This window comes from Methylocapsa acidiphila B2, from assembly GCF_000427445.1.
GTDB lineage: Bacteria > Pseudomonadota > Alphaproteobacteria > Rhizobiales > Beijerinckiaceae > Methylocapsa > Methylocapsa acidiphila.
In genome coordinates this window covers 2,523,024-2,541,224 of sequence record NZ_KE386496.1, presented here as the reverse complement: position 1 = coordinate 2,541,224, position 18,201 = coordinate 2,523,024, and the positions used below count along the sequence as shown (strand labels likewise).

The window sequence follows — 18,201 nt, the reverse complement described above, 5'->3', positions numbered from 1 at the left end:
GCGGCGTGCATCATCGCAAGGGCACAATCTGAACCTATAGCGAGGGTCTTAGTTTCTTGTCCCGACCATGACGCAAGGCGGCAATATGCGTGCAAGGCTCGAAATTTCTGTGCTGCGACATCCCTCAATTATATCAATCGTCTTCAGCGTGCATAAACCATGGACGAATCTCAGCCGAGGGCCCGGACTTATGAATTGACCCGCTGGCTGCGCGCGCGCCACCTGGCGACGCTTAGATAAAGCGCGAGCAGCGCCGCGACGCTGACGAAAAACCCGGCCGGGGCCAGCAGATCCAGCCCAAATCCGACGATCGGCGGGCCGGCCAGCATGCCGAGCGCATAGAGCATCACGAAGGCGGCATTGGCGTTGGCGAGATCGGCGCCATGATATTGTGCGCCGAGATGGGCGAGCGCGACGGCGTAGAGACTGCCGACGACCCCGCCCCAAAGCGTGAGCAGGACGCCGAATAGAATGAGCTTCGTCGGCCCGAGAAAGCCCAGGCCGAGCGCGCCGCCTAGGCTCAAAAGCGCGATGAGAACCAATAATTTACGCCGATCCATGTGATCCGAGAGATAGCCGACCGGCATTTGCGCCAAGACATTGCCGAAGGCGAAGAGCGTGACGAAGACGGCTCCGGTCTCGGCGGCGAGCCCCGCGCGCAGGGCGTAGACGGGCAGGAGGCCCATGCTGGCCGTCTCGATCGCGCCATGCAGGAGTCCGGCGAGCGCGGCGATAGGCGCGGCGAGGATAAAGGCCGGGATCGAGGCCGAGGGCGCGTCTTTAATATGCGGCGCGGCGGCGCTGTTGGCGACGATCGGCGCGGCCGCCAAGGCGAAAAGCGCGATGGCGGCGAGAAAAGGCGCCGCGGTCGCCGTGCCGACGAGGGCGAGGAGCGTCGGGCCGGCGGCAAAGCCCAGGGCGACGCTCGAAGCGTAAAAGCCAATGACGAAGCCCCTACGCCCGGGCGGCGCGATGGCGTTGATCCAAAATTCGCTGACGACGAAGAGCGCGGTCAGTGCGAGGCCGAAAATGGCGCGAATGCCGAGCCACGCCCAATAATTCTGGGTCAGCGCCATGACCGCAAGGCAAAGGACGGAGACGAACAGCGAGAGGAAAAGCAACTCCTTGACGCCGATCCGGCGGGCGAGGCCCGGAACGAAAGCGGCTCCGACCAAGGTCGCGACCCCGGCGGCGGCGGTGTTGAGGCCGATTGCGCGGGCGCTATAGCCTTGCTCGGCGAGTCGGACCGCGATGAGCGCGATGGTCAACGAGAGACCGACGCCGACAATGGAAACGCTGGCGATGGCGCAGGCGAGCGCGCTGGTGGAGCCGGGCGTCGCGATCCAATTGATCTTGCGGTCGCGAGCTTTGAAGTTTCGCCGGGCCAGGATCGCTTTCCTTTTTCAGCGCCCCGCCGGGGCAACCGTTTGTTAGGCGGCCGAGACCCGATCCTTTTGAGCCGGGGCGGCCTCGAAGCCATGCATGCGCAATGCCCATTGATGGGCGATGAGGCCGCCCTTCATGATCGGCAGCAGCCAGAGCGAGAGGATGAGGACCAGCGTCGGCCAGACCATGGCGTGAAGCCAGATCGGGGCGTCCGGCGAAAATTCCTCGGTCAGGAGCATTAAGGTCCCGACGATATGCCCGACGACGAAGATCGTCATATAGGGCGGGGCGTCGTCGGCGCGGTGATGATGCAATTCCTCGCCGCAATTCGGGCAGGCGTCATTGACCTTGAGATAGGCGTTGAACATTCGTCCTTCGCCACAGGCGGGACAACGGCCCTTGAAGCCGCGCCGAATCGAGGGCCAGGCCTCGCGGCGCGGACGATCGACGCCCTTCGGCGCAAAGATGGGCAGGTCCAGTGCGGACATCAGCGGGAACTCCTCGACAAATTAAACGAATGGACGCGCAGCCATGTTGAAATCTCAGCAGCCGGCGACTTCCTTCGCCAGGGCGGCGATTCCATGCGCCAGGGCCTCTGCGGCTGGCGCGGTCTCGGAGCCGAGACGATGCCTCGCCGCAAGCCAAGCCGGATCATTATAGCCGACCCAGGCCTTTCCCGCTGCGTCTTGCCAGATGAGCGCCTTCAAGGGAAGGTCAATGCCGATCTCTTGATTGTCCTGCATCAAGGGCGTGCCCGCGCGCGCATTGCCGAAAATCACTAAAAAGGTCGGCCGCAAAGCCAGGCCGACTTCGGCGGCGCCCGCCGCATGGTCAATCTTGGCGAAAATGGCGAGGCCGCGGGCCTCGATCGCCGCCTCCAGCCGGCGGATGGTATCGTCGGCGGAATATGCGCTTGGCAGGGTCGCCAGACCGTCCGTCGGCATGGGATGCTCCTTTTCGATCAGGCTCTCGATTTGGCGCGGCGATTGACGGACGGCTTCGGCCGTTCCGTCCGGCCGCGCGGCCGCATGCGCGGAGGCGCTTCGCTCAGAAGTTCGAATCGCAAGGCGCCCGCAAGAGGCGCTGCCTCCACGAGCCGGACGGTGACGACGTCCCCGAGCCGATGCATCTTGCCTGTTCGGGAGCCGATCAGCGCGTGCAAGGTCTCATCGTGGCGAAAATAATCGTCGCCAAGCATGGCGGCGGGGATGAATCCGTCGGCGCCTGTCTCGCTCAGCCGGATGAAAAGCCCGGCCTTTGTCGCGCCCGAAATCCGGCCCTCGAATGTCGCGCCAATCTTATCGCAAAGATGCGCCGCAATCAGCCGATCGATTGTTTCGCGCTCGGCCGCCATGGCGCGGCGCTCGGCGGCGGAGATCCGCGCCGCGATCTCGGCCAATTGCTCGACCTGCATCGAGGAGGGCAGGCCGTCGCCGCCGAGGGCGAGGGCCGAGATCAAGGCGCGATGGACGATGAGATCGGCGTAGCGGCGGATCGGCGAGGTGAAATGGGCGTAGCGTCGCAGATTGAGGCCGAAATGGCCGTAGTTCTGGACGATATATTCCGCCTGGGCCTGGGTGCGAAGCACGACTTCATTGACGAGATGCTCATTGTCCGTGCCCTTGACGCGGGCGAGAATCCCGTTGAATTGCGCCGCCCGCATCACCTCGCCCTTGGCGAGCTTAATGCCGATCGAGGCCAGGAACTCGGCGAGATTATTGAGTTTTTCGATCGAAGGCTCGTCATGCGCGCGATAGATGAAATGCCGCTCGCGCGACTCGAGCGTCTCGGCGGCCGCCACATTGGCGAGGATCATGAATTCCTCGATCAGCCGATGCGCGTCGAGACGCGGCGGGATGACGACGCGGTCGACTTTGCCTTCATCGTTCAGGATGATCTTGCGTTCGGGTAGATCGAGATCAAGCGGCCCGCGTTTGTCGCGCGCGAGCTTCAAGGCTTTATAGGCGTCGTAGAGCGGCGCGAGGACCGAATCCAAGAGCGGAGCTGTCGTGGCGTCGGGCCGACTGTCGATCGCCGCCTGCGCTTGGGCGTAGGAGAGTTTCGCGGCCGAGCGCATCATGATGCGGTGGAAGCTATGGCGAAGCTTATGGCCGTCCGCCGCGATGACCATGCGCGCGGCGAGCGCGGGGCGATCCTCGTGCGGGCGCAGAGAGCAGAGATCGTTGGAGATTCGCTCCGGCAGCATGGGCACGACTCGGTCCGGAAAATAGACCGAATTGCCCCGGTCGAGCGCCTCGCGGTCGAGGGCCGCGCCCGGCTTCACATAGGCCGCGACGTCGGCGATGGCGACGCGCAAGACGAAGCCGCCCGGATTGGCTGGATCGTCGTCTCTCTCGGCATGGACCGCGTCGTCGTGATCCTTGGCGTCGGCCGGGTCTATGGTCACGAGCGGAAGGGCGCGCCAATCCTCACGGCCGGTCATGGCGGCGGCGGCGGCGCGCTCGGCCTCGGCGATCGTCTCGGGGCGAAAGACGTTCGGAATCTGATGCGTATGGATGGCGATCAGGCTCACCGCCTTCTCGCTGTCGACCGCGCCGAGCCTTTCGCGCACCCGCGCCGTGGGCAGGCCGAGACGGCCGGAGCGAAGCAGCTCGACGGCGACGAGATCGCCGTCGCGGGCCTCGCCTTCGCCGCCCGGAAGCACCTGGAGCTCGCCGCGATTGGCGTTTTTCTTATCGATCGGCTGGATGCGTCCGCCGCCGCCCGGATGGGCGCGGAAGACGCCGAGGATCTGCGATTTCGCTTTCGGCAAAAGCTTGACGACGCGGCTCGTATAGGCTGGCTCGCCGGCTTTGGCCTCTGGCAGAAATTCGACGCGCAAAAGCGCGCGGTCGCCAATGCCGGGCGCCGGCGCGCCGGGCCTTTGCCGGCGTGGAATGGAAACCAGGATCTTCGGCGGCGGGCCCTCTGTCGCGTCCCATTCGACCGGGGCGGCCAAAAGATCGCCGTCGCGGTCGCGACTGAAAATATCGGCGAGGACGATCGCCGGCAGGACGCCCGGCTTGTGCCACGTCTTGCGCCGCCGCTCGATCGCGCCCTCGGCCTCCATCTCTTTCAAGAGACGCTTGAGCGCGATCCGGTCCGCGCCTTTGATCCCGAAGGCGCGGGCGATTTCGCGTTTGCCGATCTTGGCGGGCGCTTTTTCGCCAAGCGCCTCTCGCTCTCGCGCGATGAAGGCGAGAATATCCGCCTGCGAGGGGAGCGCAGCGGGACTCGCCTCGTCTTGCGGCGGCACGAGACCGCTGTCGCATTGGCCGGGCTCAATTGCGCCGGCGCCTTTTTTCACGCTCGCTTGGCCTTCTTCGTTGTCGTCGCCTTCGTTTTTGAGGCCGCCGGTTTCGCGGCGGGTCTGGACGAAAGCGGCGGCGCCTCGCTTCGAGAGGTTGGCTCGAAGGGCGGCGTCTCGTCTTCATCAAAGGCCGGCTCGCGGTCAGCCGCCGCCTCATCCTTCTTCGCGGCGGTCTTTCGCGAAGATTTAGCCGCCGTCTTCTTGGGCGCGGGCTCTTTGGAAGCCGATTTCTTGGCGGGAGCGCCTTTCTTTTTCGCGCCGCCTCCGGCCGCCTCCTTGTCCTCGATCAGTCGAATGGCCTCTTCGAGGGTGATCGCATCGGCAGAGGCGCCGCTTTTCAAAGTCGCGTTGATCTTGCCATAATTGACATAAGGGCCGAAACGGCCTTCGCGGACCGTGATCGCGCCTCCCGCCGGATGCTCGCCGAGCAGGCGGCCCTGAACGGCGCGGTCGCCAGTCGATTTCGCGGCGAGCAGCGCCAGCGCATCTTGAAGCGTGTATGTGGTGGGGTCGGCCTCGCGCGGCAAGGTGGCGTTGATCTTGCCGTGATTGACATATGGGCCGAACCGGCCGGCCTTGATGGTGACTTCGCCGCCCGAGGGATGCTCACCGAGCGATCGCGCCGCCGCGCCCTCGGACTTGCCGAAGCGCCGGCCGGTGAGGCCGCTTTCCTTGGCGACGATGAGGTCGATCGCGCGATTGGCGCCGATGCTCAAGATATCTTCATTCTTGCCGATATTCGCATAGGTCTTGCCGTGCTGAACATAGGGACCGTAGCGGCCGATCCCGGCGAGGATCGGCTCTTTGGATTCGGGATGCTTGGCGACCTCGCGCGGCAGGGAAAGAAGTCCGATCGCCTGATCGAGGCTCAAATCGCCGGGCGCGAGAGTCTTCGGCAGCGAGGCGCGTTTCGGCTTTTCGCCTTCGCCTTGTTGGACATAAGCGCCGAAGCGCCCGTCGCGCAGAGTGATCTCGTCGCCGGTCTCGGGGTCGAACCCCAGTGATTTGACGCCGGGCCTTTCGCCCTCGACCGCGCCGGCCGCCTCCGCATTGGCCAGGGTGCGGGTGAACTTGCACTCGGGATAGTTTGAGCAGCCGATGAAGGCGCCGAACTTGCCGAGCTTCAGCGAGAGTAGGCCGTCATTGCAGGACGGACAGGCGCGCGGGTTCGATCCGTCCGCCTTGGCCGGAAAAATATGCGGGCCTAGAATTTCGTTCAGGCTGTCCAGCACCTGCGTCGTGCGCAAATCCTTTGTGCCGGCGAGAGCGCCGGAGAAATCCGCCCAGAATTCGTGCAGAACCTGTTTCCAGTCGATCTCATGGTTCGACACGCGGTCGAGCTTTTCCTCGAGTTCGGCGGTGAAGTCATAGCCGACATAGCGCGTGAAAAATGCCTCGAGAAAGGCGGTGACGAGCCGGCCCTTGTCCTCGGGATAGAGCCTCTTTTTGTCGATGCGGACATAGTCGCGCTCGCGCAGGACGGCGAGAGTCGAGGCGTAGGTTGAGGGCCGCCCAATGCCGAGCTCCTCCATCCGCTTGACCAGCGTCGCCTCAGTGAAGCGCGGCGGCGGCTCGGTGAAATGCTGGCTTGCGTCGATCCTGTCCTTGGTCAGGATTTCGTCGTTGCGCATTTCGGGCAGGCGGCCGCTCTCTTCGTCTTCCTCGTCGTCATGGCCTTCTTGATAAAGCTTCAGAAAGCCGTCGAAGCGGATCACCTGGCCGGTGGCGCGCAGATCAAGCCGGCGCGTTCCGGCTTCGGCCAGAATGTCGACCGTCGTGCGTTCGAGCTCGGCGGATTCCATCTGGCTCGCGATGGTGCGCTTCCAGATCAGCTCGTAAAGCCGCGCCAGGTCCGGCTCGACGGCGCGCGCGACCTTGGCCGGCAGCCGGGCGAGATCAGTTGGGCGGATCGCCTCATGCGCTTCCTGCGCGTTCTTCATCTTTACGGTATATTTGCGCGGCGCCTTCGGGACATAGGCGGCGCCGAATTCCTTGCCGATCACGGCGCGGGCGCTCGTAATCGCCTCTGGCGCAAGGTCTACGCCGTCGGTTCGCATATAGGTGATGAGGCCGACGGTTTCGCCGTCGACCTCGGCGCCCTCGTAGAGGCGCTGGGCGAGCTGCATGGTCCGCGCCGGCGCGAAGCCGAGTTTGCGCGAGGCCTCCTGCTGGAGGGTCGAGGTGGTGAACGGCGCCCATGGATGACGCTTTGCCGGCTTCGCCTCGACGCTCGCCACCGAGAATTTGGCCGCCTCGAGGGCGGCCTTGAAGGCTTCCGCTTCCGGGCCCGAGCCAATGTCGAGCCGCGTGATCTTCTCGCCGTCGGCGCCGACGAGCCTCGCGACGAAGGGTGCGCCCGCCGCAGTCTTCAAATGCGCCAGAATCGACCAATATTCGCGCGAGACGAATTTTTCGATCTCGAGTTCGCGGTCACAGACGAGGCGCAAGGCGACGGACTGGACCCGCCCAGCCGAGCGCGCGCCCGGCAGCTTGCGCCAGAGGACCGGGGACAGGTTGAAGCCGACCAGATAATCGAGCGCGCGCCTTGCGAGATAGGCGTCGACCAGAGCTTCATCGATCTGGCGCGGATTTTTCATCGCGTCGAGAATGGCGGCCTTGGTGATCGCGTTGAAGACGACCCGCTCGACCGGCTTGTCCTTGAGGATGCGCTTCGCCTTCAGGACCTCGAGCACATGCCAGGAAATCGCCTCGCCCTCGCGATCCGGGTCGGTCGCCAGGATCACGCGGTCGGCATCCTTCACCGCCTTGGCGATGTCGGATAGGCGTTTGGCGGATTTGGAATCGACGTCCCACAGCATGGCGAAATCGGCGTCGGGATCGACGGAGCCGTCCTTCGCCGGCAAATCGCGGACATGGCCATAGGAAGCGTAAACCAAATAGTCCTTGCCGAGATATTTATTGATGGTCTTGGCCTTGGCCGGCGACTCGACAATGACGACATTCATAGACAGCGGTCCTCACATGCGCAGGCCGTTCGATAGGGTCCGGTCTTGCGTGAAATAACGAAACTATGACGGGCGTGCGTCGGGCCTCCGTCCCGTCGCTATCAGCGGTCGGCGTCGCCGCCGGAAGATGGGGGAGCGAGGGGGCATAGTCAAATCCGAGCGATTCCCCCCATCCGCGTCGGCGTCGAGGCCGGGGGTAATGAACCTTTCGCCAAATCGCGAATTGGCGAGGCGGCGAACGTCCTCTTTGCTGGAGCGGGCCTTCGCCACGGCCATAAGCCGAGAGGCGCTTTCGCTGGTCTTCCTCCGGTGCCCCTCGGAATATAATAAAAAATACGATCAATCCTGATACGTCAGATTTAAGGGGCCTGGCTAGACAAAAATCGGCGAAACGACAAGCAGGCCCCCCGCGCGGGATGCTGAATGATTTGAAGTCCAGCGTCAAAACGGCGTTGAACGAGCTTTTGAACGCGCGCTCGGCCGGTTCGATCGACCTCGCCCTGCGGCATCAATTCATCGCCGCGCATGAAATGGCGGAACGCATCGCGCAACTCGGTGGAATCTACTAAAGCCTTACCCAACCGACATATACAAGATCGCCGATCTTCTCGCCGCGCGGCCAAAATGCTATGGCCAAGCTGCGAAGGCCTACCGCGCCGGAATAGAAAGCGCGGACGACTCCGGCGACGCGGAAACGGCCGACATTCGCCGCCGTTCGGCGGCGGCGTTCAATTTAGAGATCGAGTTCCGACAGGGAAGGGTGGTCGTCGGGGCGCCGGCCGAGCGGCCAATGGAACTTGCGCTCGCGATCTGCGATCGGCAGGTCGTTAATGCTGGCGATGCGCCTGCGCATCAAGCCATGCTCGTCGAATTCCCAATTTTCATTGCCATAGCTGCGAAACCAATGGCCGCTGTCGTCGCGCCATTCATAGGCGAAGCGCACGGCGATGCGGTTCTCGTGAAACGCCCAAACCTCCTTGACGAGGCGATAGTCGAGCTCGCGCGCCCATTTGCGGGTGAGAAAAGCCTCGATCGCGGCGCGTCCCTCGAAAATCTCCGCGCGATTGCGCCAGCGGCTGTCGACCGTGTAGGCGAGCGCGACGCGGGCCGGATCGCACGAATTCCAGGCGTCCTCGGCCACGCGCGCTTTCTGCGCCGCCGATTCTGCCGAAAAAGGGGGAAGCGGAGGACGGCTCACGAAGGTGCTCCTGAGGGACGAGCGAGACGGAAAGAGGCTGAGTCTCGCTGGGGTCCCGATACATTGATTTTCGGTGACGCGATAGAGCCGCCGGCGCTGAGGAAGCGGCCTGCGGCCTCGCGGCGCAAATTATCGAGAGGCAAATATCGAGACGATCGACGAAGCCATTCGATCCAGAACGAAGTCCGACATTGGTTTTATACGGGTTGAACCGGCTTATGTCGTCAATTACTCATCAAGCTTTAACGTAACTGTAATGCGATGGTTATCGCTTCGTCGAATCGTGGGGTTATGTCTGGCCGCCGACGCCAACCCCGGACCGTTGAGACCGACATGACCACAAGCGATCGCCGCGATTTCCTGCGCCTCATGGGCGCGACCGCAGCCACAGCGGCGCTGCCCGAGAGCATCGGCCGGGCTTTGGCGATTCCCGCCAACAACCTGACCGGCACCATCGCCGACGTCGAGCATATCGTCGTCCTGATGCAGGAGAATCGCTCGTTCGACCATTATTTCGGCGCGCTGCGCGGCGTGCGCGGCTTCAGCGATCCGCATCCGGTCACATTGCCGTCTGGCAAGTCAGTCTGGCATCAGCCCAACGGCGCCTCCGAAGTGCTGCCGTACCATCCGACCGCGCCGAATCTCGGGCTCCAGTTCCTGGCCGACTTGCCGCACGATTGGACCAGCGGGCACGCCGCCTGGAACCAGGGCAATTATGATCAGTGGGCGCCGAACAAGAGCGCCTTGACCATGGCCTATCTGAAGCGCGACGATATTCCGTTCCACTATGCGCTGGCCGACGCCTTCACTATCTGCGACGCTTATCACTGCTCGATCATGGGACCGACCGATCCGAATCGCTACTATATGTGGACCGGATATGTCGGCAATGACGGCGCTGGCGGCGGCCCGGTCATCGATAACGCCGAGAAGGGCTATGGCTGGTCGACCTATCCCGAGCAGCTGCAGGCGGCAGGCATTTCCTGGAAAATCTATCAGGACGTCGGCCTCGGCCTGACCGCCGCCGGCTATTGGGGGTGGACCTCGAACCCCTATATCGGCAATTACGGCGATACGTCGCTGCTTTATTTCTTCCAGTACCAGAACGCTGCGGCGGGCACGCCCCTGGCTGATCGGGCCAAGACCGGCACCAATATCAGCGCGAAGGGAACGCTGTTCGACGTATTCAAGAGCGACATCGCGAACGGCGCCCTGCCGCAGGTCTCGTGGATCTCGGCTCCGGAAGCCTATACCGAACATCCGAACTGGCCGCCGAATTACGGCGCCTGGTATGTTTCCGAGGTGCTGAACGCATTGACCGCCAATCCGGACGTCTGGAGCAAGACCGTCCTCTTCATCTGCTACGACGAAAATGACGGCTTTTTCGACCATATGGTGCCGCCGACCGTCCCGATTTCGTCGGATCTGGGCAAGTCGACTGTAGATACGACCGGCGAGCTGTTCACCGGCTCGGCGGACTATCCCGTCGCTAACTATCCGGCCGGGCCCTATGGTCTCGGCGTGCGCGTCCCCATGCTGGTGATCTCGCCCTGGAGCAAAGGCGGCTTCGTCAATTCGCAGCTGTTCGACCATACCTCGATCATCCGCTTCATCGAGCAGCGCTTTGGCCCGAACAACGCGGCCTTGCGCGAGCAGAATATCTCGCCGTGGCGCCGCGCCGTGTGCGGTGATTTGACGACGGCCTTTAATTTCGCGACGCCTAATCAGGCGGTTCCCGCGTTGCCGAGCACGACAGCTTATGTTCCGCCGGACAATCAGCGTCATCCCAACTACATCCCGCTTCCTCCGGCGACTCAGAGCCTACCGTCACAAGAGCCAGGCCTGCGCCGCGCGCGCGCGCTGCCCTATGTGATGAACGCGACGGGGCATGTCGATCACGCGAACGGAGCGTTCACGATCAATTTCAGCAACGCCTGCAACGTCGGCGTGTGCTTTCAGGTCCGTTCAGGCCGCGCCGGCGACACCCCTCGAAGCTATACGGTCGGCGCCGGCGCGTCTCTGTCGGATAGCTGGGCTCTCAATGGCGATTATTCCTATTCGGTTCATGGTCCAAATGGATTCTTGCGCAAATTCGTCGGCTCGACGTCGAGCAAGGACGATTTCGTGGTGAACTCCAGCTATGAAGCGAGCGGCCACGAAATCGCCGTGTCGGTCGCCAACCAGGGACCAACCGTCGGCGGCGTGACGATCACCGACGTCTACACCGGCAGGAGGCTCGTCATGGGGCTGCCGCCAGGCGCGAGTTTCACCAGGCGCTTCGATCTGCGTGAGACCTTTGGCTGGTATGATCTCACCGTGGCGATCAACGCAGCGGGGAACTTCACGCAGGTTTTGGCCGGTCACGTCGAAAACGGCCAGGACAGCTTTAGCGATCCGGCGATAGGCGGCGCGACGCGCGGACCGCGCGCTTCTTGATAGCGTTTGTCGCGATCTGTTGGGCCCGGGCTGCAATTGCGAGCGCAGTTTCAACCGTCTAGCGTTGGGGGCGTTCAAAAACGCCCCCAAAGAGCCGCCTCCCGCGAGCCTGCAGCTCTGCGCTCGGCCGAGCTGGTCAAGCCGGCGTGGCTAGCCACGGGTCATAAAGTCATCTGCGCATCTTGACGGCGACTTCACAACGCCGGCTCGGCAACCGAAATTGCCGCGCCAATTGCCAATTCGGTACGGCAATCATCTGAAGTCGTTGATGAGTTTGGCGCACTGTACCGGGTGAAGATGATAACTACGTTTACGCTATAGCCCTCCTCGAAGCCGGTTCGAATCCCGCGCGCTCCGCCATTAAGCTGTAGCGTCGTGCTACGTACCAAAGGTGGCTGGGCATAGAATTGGCGGCCTTTGAGCGCTCGTTGATAGGAGGTCTTCGGCGGATTGGCGCCCCATTGTAGCCGTTCGGTGTGTGAGAAGGCCCTCGAAAGCGATCGTTCGCTTCATCTGAACCCTCGCAAGGCCAGCAGGTTGGCCAGATCTTTGGGGATCGGGCCATCGTCAGCGAAGCAGGTCGGGAAGTTCGTAGGGCAGCTTGAGCGCATCTATCCGCAACCCCAGCCCAAAGCTTATAGGCGCTTGGGTGGGGCTTGCAGCGGTCTACCTGATTGGCTTTCAGCCGTCCGTGGAACAGGTGAATTTCTCCCAGTCGTCGATCTCACGGAGCATCGCCTGAAGCCGATTACGAACAAGACTAAGTGCGTCGCTGCCCAAAAGCAGTTGAGGCGGAGGATTTTCAGACATAACGAGGGTCAGGACTGCTTCAACAAGCTTTTCAGGATCACCGAGCTGTGCGCCGTGCTTTTTTTGCCGCGCCTCGCGGATCGGATCAAAGAGCATGTCGTACTCGTCGATTGAGCGCTCTGTGCGAACCATGGAGCGCCCCGCCCAGTCGGTGCGGAAAGAGCCTGGGCAAAGCGCGGTTACATGCACCCCAAACGGTGCCATCTCCGCACGCATGACTTCGGATATGCCCTGCAACGCGAACTTGCTGCCGCAGTAATAGGCGATCCCCGGCATTGTGATCAGGCCACCCATCGAGGTTACGTTGACGACAAATCCCGAACGCCTCTGGCGGAAGCGTGGCAAGAATGCCTTGGCTACAGCGACGGCGCCAAAAACATTCACGTCGAACTGGCGCTGCATCTCGGACAACGGAGATTCCTCCAGCACCCCCTCGTGCCCGTAACCGGCATTGTTGATCAGGACGTCGACAGGGCCGAAATCGGTCTCGGCTTGTTGAGCTATCCCCTCGATGCGGTCGAAATCGGTGATGTCGCAAAATACTGCGTGGACTTTTGGAAGTCGCTCGAGCAGGGAGCTGCGTGCCTCCTCGGAACGAATAGTGCCGATCACATTGTGTCCCGCCCGCAGCGCTGCCCCGGCGATGGCAAACCCGAAGCCCGAATTGGCACCGGTAATGAAGAAAGTCTTGGTTGTCATGATTGGGCCTTGCTTGTGCGTTTCGATTAATTGCTAAATAATCTGAGATGGACCCGCCAAACAGCGCGGATCCTCTGATAAAATTGATCAATCCTATGAAACCTGACGACCTTGCCTGGCAGGCATCCAAGCTCGCACCGCGCCCTGGATACAACCCTACGGCCTTGGGTGGCATGCGCATCTTACGGTCTGAAACCGTTCTGGAGGATGTGCCGGTTCTCTATCGACCCGGGGCGGTCTTTGTGCTGCAAGGCGCGAAGCAGGGCTTCCTGGATGGGCAAATCTATCGCTACGATGCCGATCACTACCTCGGCGTGTCGGTTCCAGTGCCATTCCGCATGGCGTCGCAAGCCAATCCTGAAATGCCACTGCTAGCACTCTACGTGGAATTCGACCTGCATCTCGCTGCCGAGATCGCTGTGATGCTTGAAGACGGGGGAAATATTGCGCGAGAGCACGCTCGGAGCCTTGTCTCAAGTCCCTTGTCTCCGAAGTTGCGAGATCTCTTGCGCAGAACGATGAGCGCGCTTGCGGACCCGCACGAATGCGCGATCCTCGGACCCGGCATTCTGCGGGAACTGCATTACCTGGTCCTCGTCGGGCCTCAGGGGGGCGCTCTTCGGGCGGCCCTGCGTCACCGGGGGCCTGCCGGCCGGATCGTGGAAAGCCTCGCTCGCATTCGCGCATCGTTTACCGCGGGCATTTCCGTCCCGGAACTGGCGGCAGAAGCCTGTATGAGTGTTCCGTCCTATCACGCCCATTTCAAGGCCCTGACCGGCACATCTCCAGTCCGCTACGTCAAGGCGATGCGACTGCACGAAGCGCGCCTTATGATCGCATCCAACCATGGCTCTATCGCCACTGTAGCAGCCCAAGTCGGCTATGCGAGTGCTGCCCAGTTCAGCCGTGATTTTCGTGAGCATTTTGGACGCAGCGCTACCGAGGAGGCCCGCTGGATGCGGGAGCATCTGGGAGAGCCGACTTGATGACGAGCGCAGACCTGCCCTGACCGCTTCTTGCCTGCTTCAAGCGAAGACGCGTTCCCGCCATAGCAGGCCGCAATGCATTCTTGTGGCAATCACTCGACCGAAAGCGATTCGAACTTTTCCGCCGCCGAACACCGCCTTTTTATGCTCTTTAGCATACGGCGGGCCTCTGCCAAATACGAGTGCTTATGTTCAGCGGCTATAGCGTAATATGGAGGGGAATCGGTGGAAGTTGGCGCGCCCGAAGAGATTCGAACTCCTGACCCCTAGATTCGTAGTTCATTTTGGACATTTCGCCTGAACCGCCTATTATACGACTCTTAGGTCTGAAACCCTAGAAATCACCTTATTTTCAACTACCTTTCGTATCCAGTCGTATTTTGGCGAACATGGGCCAAAGAACTCCTTGATTCGCCAAAACCGTTTTAATACCGTTTTAAAATCCGAAAACCGTTTTAGAAGCGACAATGACTGACATCCGTTTGCTCCTAAATGATAAGGCAATCGCTCGCCTACCCAACCCAGAATCCGGCTGGTATCTCGCCCGCGATACAGAGCTAAAAGGCTTTTTTGTCGTTGTTGGAAAACGGAAAAAGACCTTTACGGTTCAAGGAGATCTGCGACAAGGCGGAAAAAGGACTTCGACGATCAGGGTTTCGATTGGGGATGTCTGTGAGGTTTCGACGCGCGCCGCTCGCGCGACTGCACGCGATTATCTTCTCCAGATTAGCCGCGGGCTGCACCCAAACAGTGCGAAGCGCTCTGAGAACTCTTCAGACGGATCGAGAATCGCAGCCGCGCAACCGACTGGCGTGACGCTTCGGGCTGCTTGGGAGCGGTATCGCGACGCACATATGGTCCGCAAAGGCCGAAGCGAAGGCACCATAGATAGCTATAGGGACCACGTTGAACGCATTTTCGTAGAATGGCTGGATATTCCGTTGAAGGATTTGGCTGACGATCCGGGGCAGGTTTCAAGGAAGCATGACGCAATTACCCGCAGCAACGGCCCTTACATCGCCAATGGAAGCATGCGGACTCTCCGCGCAATATATAATCATGCCCTTAAGACCAACAGAGAACTTCCAGCGAATAACCCAGTCAATGCGATTGATTGGAACGGAGAAAAGCGGCGTGACACTGCCTTGGGCGCAACCGACGTTAAGGGCTGGCTCCTTCAGCTCGCGCCCATGGACAATCCGATTCGACGTGAGTTCCATCTCTTCACGCTCCTTTCGGGTTGCCGTCCAGCCGCCTTGAAGGAAGTGAAGCCGGAGCATATCGATCTAAGGCGCCGCATGCTGCGCATCCCGAAGCCGAAAGGCGGTTCGAAACGCGCTTTCGACATTCCTCTGTCGCGCGAAATGATCCTTTGCCTTAGCCGCGCTCTCCGATTCGGCCGAGTAATGTATCCTGCAAATGCCGAAAAGTGGGTATTCCCCGCAAATAGTGCTGTCGGACACTTAGTGGAACAGAAAGAAGATCGTGACGTGCTGTCCAAATGGGGAAATGATCTTCGTCAAAGTTATCGTACACTTGCAACGATGGCAGGCGTTTCTGAATTTGATGCGCGTCTTCTCATGAATCACGCCATTCCAGGTGTGAACGCCGGTTACATTACCCGTCATAAGCTGCTGGAGAATCACCTCCGTAGTCAGCAACAAGCGATCAGCACCGTGATTTTCGCGGCGCTCGGCGATGCGGTCAACACGAACGATCTCCTTCACCGCTGGCTTGGCCGCGGCGTCACTCGCCGCACGCTTCTCGAGGCAACAGAAGACTTCTCCCCTAGGTCCTGTTGACAAATGCGCGCATCCAAATCCTGATCGCAGCGATATGGACGAACCCGAGATAGCTGGCGATGGTTTTATCGTAGCGGGTCGCCAGCCTTCGAGAGTTTTTGAGCTTGTTGAAGCAGCGCTCGATGCGGTTGCGCAAGGCGTAGATGTGGCCATCGACCGGGATTTGCACCTTGCGGTTCCGGCGCGTCGGAATGATCGCCGCCGCGCCCTTTTCCTCCAACGTTTCGCGAATATGATCAGAATCATAGCCGCGATCGGCAAGCAGGACTTTGGCTTCCGGTCCTTCCGCTTCCATCAAGGGGTCAAAGCCCGAATAATCCGAGACTTCGCCTGCCGTGATCCCTGCGGCTATCGGCAAGCCTTCGCCGTTGGTGCGGAGGTGAATTTTAGTCGTGAAGCCACCTCTTGAGCGCCCAAGACCCTGACGCGGAGTCCCCCTTTAGCGCCGGCTGCGCATTGATGCGCCCGGATAATGGTCGAGTCGATCATCTGGACGCTCTCGCCAACGCCCTCGGTCTCGTTCAGGGCTTCCAGCAGGAGCTCCCACAATCCGGCAAGCGTCCAGCGCCGGAACTGCCGATAGACCGACGACCATTTGCCGAAATGTTCGTGCAGGTCCCGCCACTGCGCTCCGGTGCGGGCGAGCCAGAAAATCCCGTCGAGAACAAGGCGGTGATCCTTCGGCCGTCGCCCGCTATGCGCGCCGCGAACCGTCACGAAGGGCTCAAAACAGGCCCATTCCTCATCCGACATCAATCCCCGAATCAAGTCCGCCTCCTTCCGAAAGCGACCTTGAATCAAAAACTTGCCCTAATGGGAATCCTATTTGTCAACGCGACCTAGGCAAAGCGTTGATGCCGATGTTCGAGCAAAAGCGCGGCAGAGCGAGCACATACCTTCTCGTTCGGCAGCCGATTAGAGCAAGAGCGTTAGTCCGCAGACACGTCCTCCGACATGCCTCTGGCCTTTAACAGGTATTTGACACGGTCGGGCAATTCCTTGGGAAATAAGCATTCGACGAGACGAGGCCCGCGAGATTTGCCATCTTTCAGTTTGCCAAAGGTATCGTCACTGAGCGGGCAACAGCGGCCGCGTTCGTGGTGCTCGCGGAAAGCCATCTTCCCAGCGCCGATATCGTCGACGCCGTGATAAGGACCCAGACCTGACCCTAACGTCCCTCGCGAATGGGCGGCGCAATCTCAGCAAGACGCGTCTCTGGTTCCGACTTCATCGGTATCCTGAAGAACCAAAAGCTCACCCAGCTTTCGGACAGGATCGCCAAGCACCTGACGGATCTCTAAGCCTACACCGCAATCCACGTCGTCGGTGATAAGTCCTCTGCTCGAAAAGAAGAAGAGGTTTCGTTAAAGCATGTCGGGAGGGGAAAGCCTTCCCCTGCGGACGAGCCACGGGGCGTCTCGTCCGACCCCTTCTGCGGGGAGCCCCCCGCAACGCCCCTGATGCGGTGCTGGCGTCGCAACGTCGCGACCGCCCACACTAGCCGGTCGCCAAATAGAGTGAGAGTGAGGACCGGGTTTGCCGTGACGGGTTGAAGGTCGCGAGAGAGGCTCGCGGCGCCCGTCGCGGAGATCCGCGATGTCCAGACACACCGCTCGCGCCCGTTCCGGCCAGGACCGGACGAGCCTCTATGCCGAAATCACCGACAAGATCATCGCCGAACTGGAAGCCGGTCGTGTGCCCTGGGTCCAGCCCTGGGGGACGGCGGCGGCGAAGGCGCCGCTCGCCATGCCGAAGAACGCCTCAACACAGCGCCGCTACTCCGGCGTGAATGTGCTCATTCTGTGGGGCGCGGTCATTGAGCGAGGGTTCGTCGGCCAAAGCTGGATCACCTTCCGCCAAGCCTTGAGCCTCGGCGGCAACGTCCGCAGAGGCGAGCACGGCACGACAGTCGTCTATGCCGATCGCTTCACGCCAGAGGACGAACGCCGGCGGGCCGAACGCGACGGCGACGAGCCTGGCGCCATCCCGTTCCTCAAGCGGTTCACGGTGTTCAACACGGATCAGTGTGAGAACCTTCCCGACGGGCTGATCACCGCGCCGCCGCCCGTGCCCGAGGGCATGATCCTGCCCCAGGCCGAGGCCCTGATCGGCGCAACCGGCGCCGATTTCCGTATCGGCGGCGACCGCGCTTTCTACAGCCCAGCCAACGACTACATCCAAGTGCCGCGGCCAGACGCCTATTTCGAGCCGATCAACTGGCACCGGACGGCCCTGCACGAAATCGGTCACTGGGTCGGACATCCCTCGCGGCTGGCACGCGATCTATCGGGCGCCTTTGGCTCCGCCCTCTACGCCAAGGAAGAGCTCGTCGCGGAGATGACCAGTGCCTTCGTGTGCGCTTCGCTCGGCATCATGCCGACCGTGCGCCATGCCGATTACCTCGGGTCCTGGCTGGAAGTGCTGCGGGAGGATGACCGCGCCATCGTCCGCGCCGCCAGCGCCGCGTCGAAGGCAGCCGACTATCTACTGGCGTTCCGGCCCGACCATATCGAGGCCAATGTGATGACGGACGAGCGGGACGCGGCGTGACGATTCCGTCCGGGTCTCCGGAAAGCCGCCTTTCCGCTTCCGCGGCTTTCCGGGTTTG

The 18,201-nt window shown here is 61.6% G+C and carries 12 protein-coding genes and 1 pseudogene; 5 read left to right on the top strand and 8 right to left on the bottom strand.

From position 1 onward, the window contains the following. Positions 1-188: 188 nt before the first annotated feature. The 5 genes from METAC_RS23785 to topA form a co-directional block, all read right to left on the bottom strand. On the bottom strand, positions 189-1,304 hold the full coding sequence (locus METAC_RS23785) for an MFS transporter (protein ID WP_280643033.1): 1,116 nt from the start codon (positions 1,302-1,304) through the stop codon (positions 189-191). 126 nt (positions 1,305-1,430) lie between these two features. Further along, positions 1,431-1,874 carry a DUF983 domain-containing protein gene (locus METAC_RS23780; RefSeq protein ID WP_051335592.1) on the bottom strand — a complete coding sequence of 148 codons (444 nt, stop codon included), beginning with the start codon at positions 1,872-1,874 and terminating at the stop codon, positions 1,431-1,433. Positions 1,875-1,928: 54 nt separating this feature from the next. Beyond that, positions 1,929-2,330, bottom strand: a complete 402-nt coding sequence (locus METAC_RS0114455) for a DUF302 domain-containing protein (protein WP_026607595.1) — start codon at positions 2,328-2,330, stop codon at positions 1,929-1,931. A gap of 17 nt (positions 2,331-2,347) precedes the next feature. Further along, positions 2,348-4,642, bottom strand: a complete 2,295-nt coding sequence (gene rnr / locus METAC_RS23775; protein WP_084144004.1) for a ribonuclease R — start codon at positions 4,640-4,642, stop codon at positions 2,348-2,350. A 47-nt stretch (positions 4,643-4,689) separates the two neighbouring features. Then, positions 4,690-7,662, bottom strand: a complete 2,973-nt coding sequence (gene topA / locus METAC_RS23770) for a type I DNA topoisomerase (protein ID WP_036255616.1) — start codon at positions 7,660-7,662, stop codon at positions 4,690-4,692. A 416-nt stretch (positions 7,663-8,078) separates the two neighbouring features. Here topA and METAC_RS26510 point away from each other — a divergent pair, with 416 nt between their 5' ends. Further along, positions 8,079-8,231, top strand: a complete 153-nt coding sequence (locus METAC_RS26510; RefSeq protein WP_156898226.1) for a ferritin family protein — start codon at positions 8,079-8,081, stop codon at positions 8,229-8,231. 164 nt (positions 8,232-8,395) lie between these two features. Here the strand turns inward: METAC_RS26510 and METAC_RS0114430 are convergent, their stop codons facing one another. Continuing rightward, positions 8,396-8,860 carry a nuclear transport factor 2 family protein gene (locus tag METAC_RS0114430; RefSeq protein WP_026607594.1) on the bottom strand — a complete coding sequence of 155 codons (465 nt, stop codon included), beginning with the start codon at positions 8,858-8,860 and terminating at the stop codon, positions 8,396-8,398. A 333-nt stretch (positions 8,861-9,193) separates the two neighbouring features. Between METAC_RS0114430 and METAC_RS0114425 the strand changes: the two genes are divergently transcribed. Next, complete coding sequence (locus METAC_RS0114425) at positions 9,194-11,296, top strand: phosphocholine-specific phospholipase C (protein ID WP_026607593.1); 2,103 nt, start codon at positions 9,194-9,196, stop codon at positions 11,294-11,296. Between the two features lie 681 nt (positions 11,297-11,977). Here METAC_RS0114425 and METAC_RS0114420 read toward each other — a convergent pair. Further along, positions 11,978-12,805 (bottom strand): oxidoreductase, encoded by an 828-nt coding sequence (locus METAC_RS0114420; RefSeq protein WP_026607592.1) that lies wholly within the window; start codon positions 12,803-12,805, stop codon positions 11,978-11,980. Positions 12,806-12,900: 95 nt separating this feature from the next. Here METAC_RS0114420 and METAC_RS0114415 point away from each other — a divergent pair, with 95 nt between their 5' ends. Beyond that, complete coding sequence (locus tag METAC_RS0114415) at positions 12,901-13,791, top strand: AraC family transcriptional regulator (RefSeq protein WP_026607591.1); 891 nt, start codon at positions 12,901-12,903, stop codon at positions 13,789-13,791. Positions 13,792-14,258: 467 nt separating this feature from the next. Further along, positions 14,259-15,593 carry an integrase arm-type DNA-binding domain-containing protein gene (locus tag METAC_RS0114410; protein ID WP_026607590.1) on the top strand — a complete coding sequence of 445 codons (1,335 nt, stop codon included), beginning with the start codon at positions 14,259-14,261 and terminating at the stop codon, positions 15,591-15,593. On the opposite strand, the pseudogene METAC_RS25885 reads toward METAC_RS0114410, so the two are convergent. Continuing rightward, positions 15,588-16,346: pseudogene (locus METAC_RS25885) on the bottom strand (IS5 family transposase); the annotation flags it as partial. The gene METAC_RS0114410 and the pseudogene METAC_RS25885 overlap by 6 nt on opposite strands. Before the next feature lie 843 nt (positions 16,347-17,189). On the opposite strand from METAC_RS25885, the gene METAC_RS0114390 reads away from it, so the two are divergent. Beyond that, positions 17,190-18,143, top strand: a complete 954-nt coding sequence (locus METAC_RS0114390) for an ArdC family protein (RefSeq protein ID WP_026607587.1) — start codon at positions 17,190-17,192, stop codon at positions 18,141-18,143. Positions 18,144-18,201: the final 58 nt, after the last annotated feature.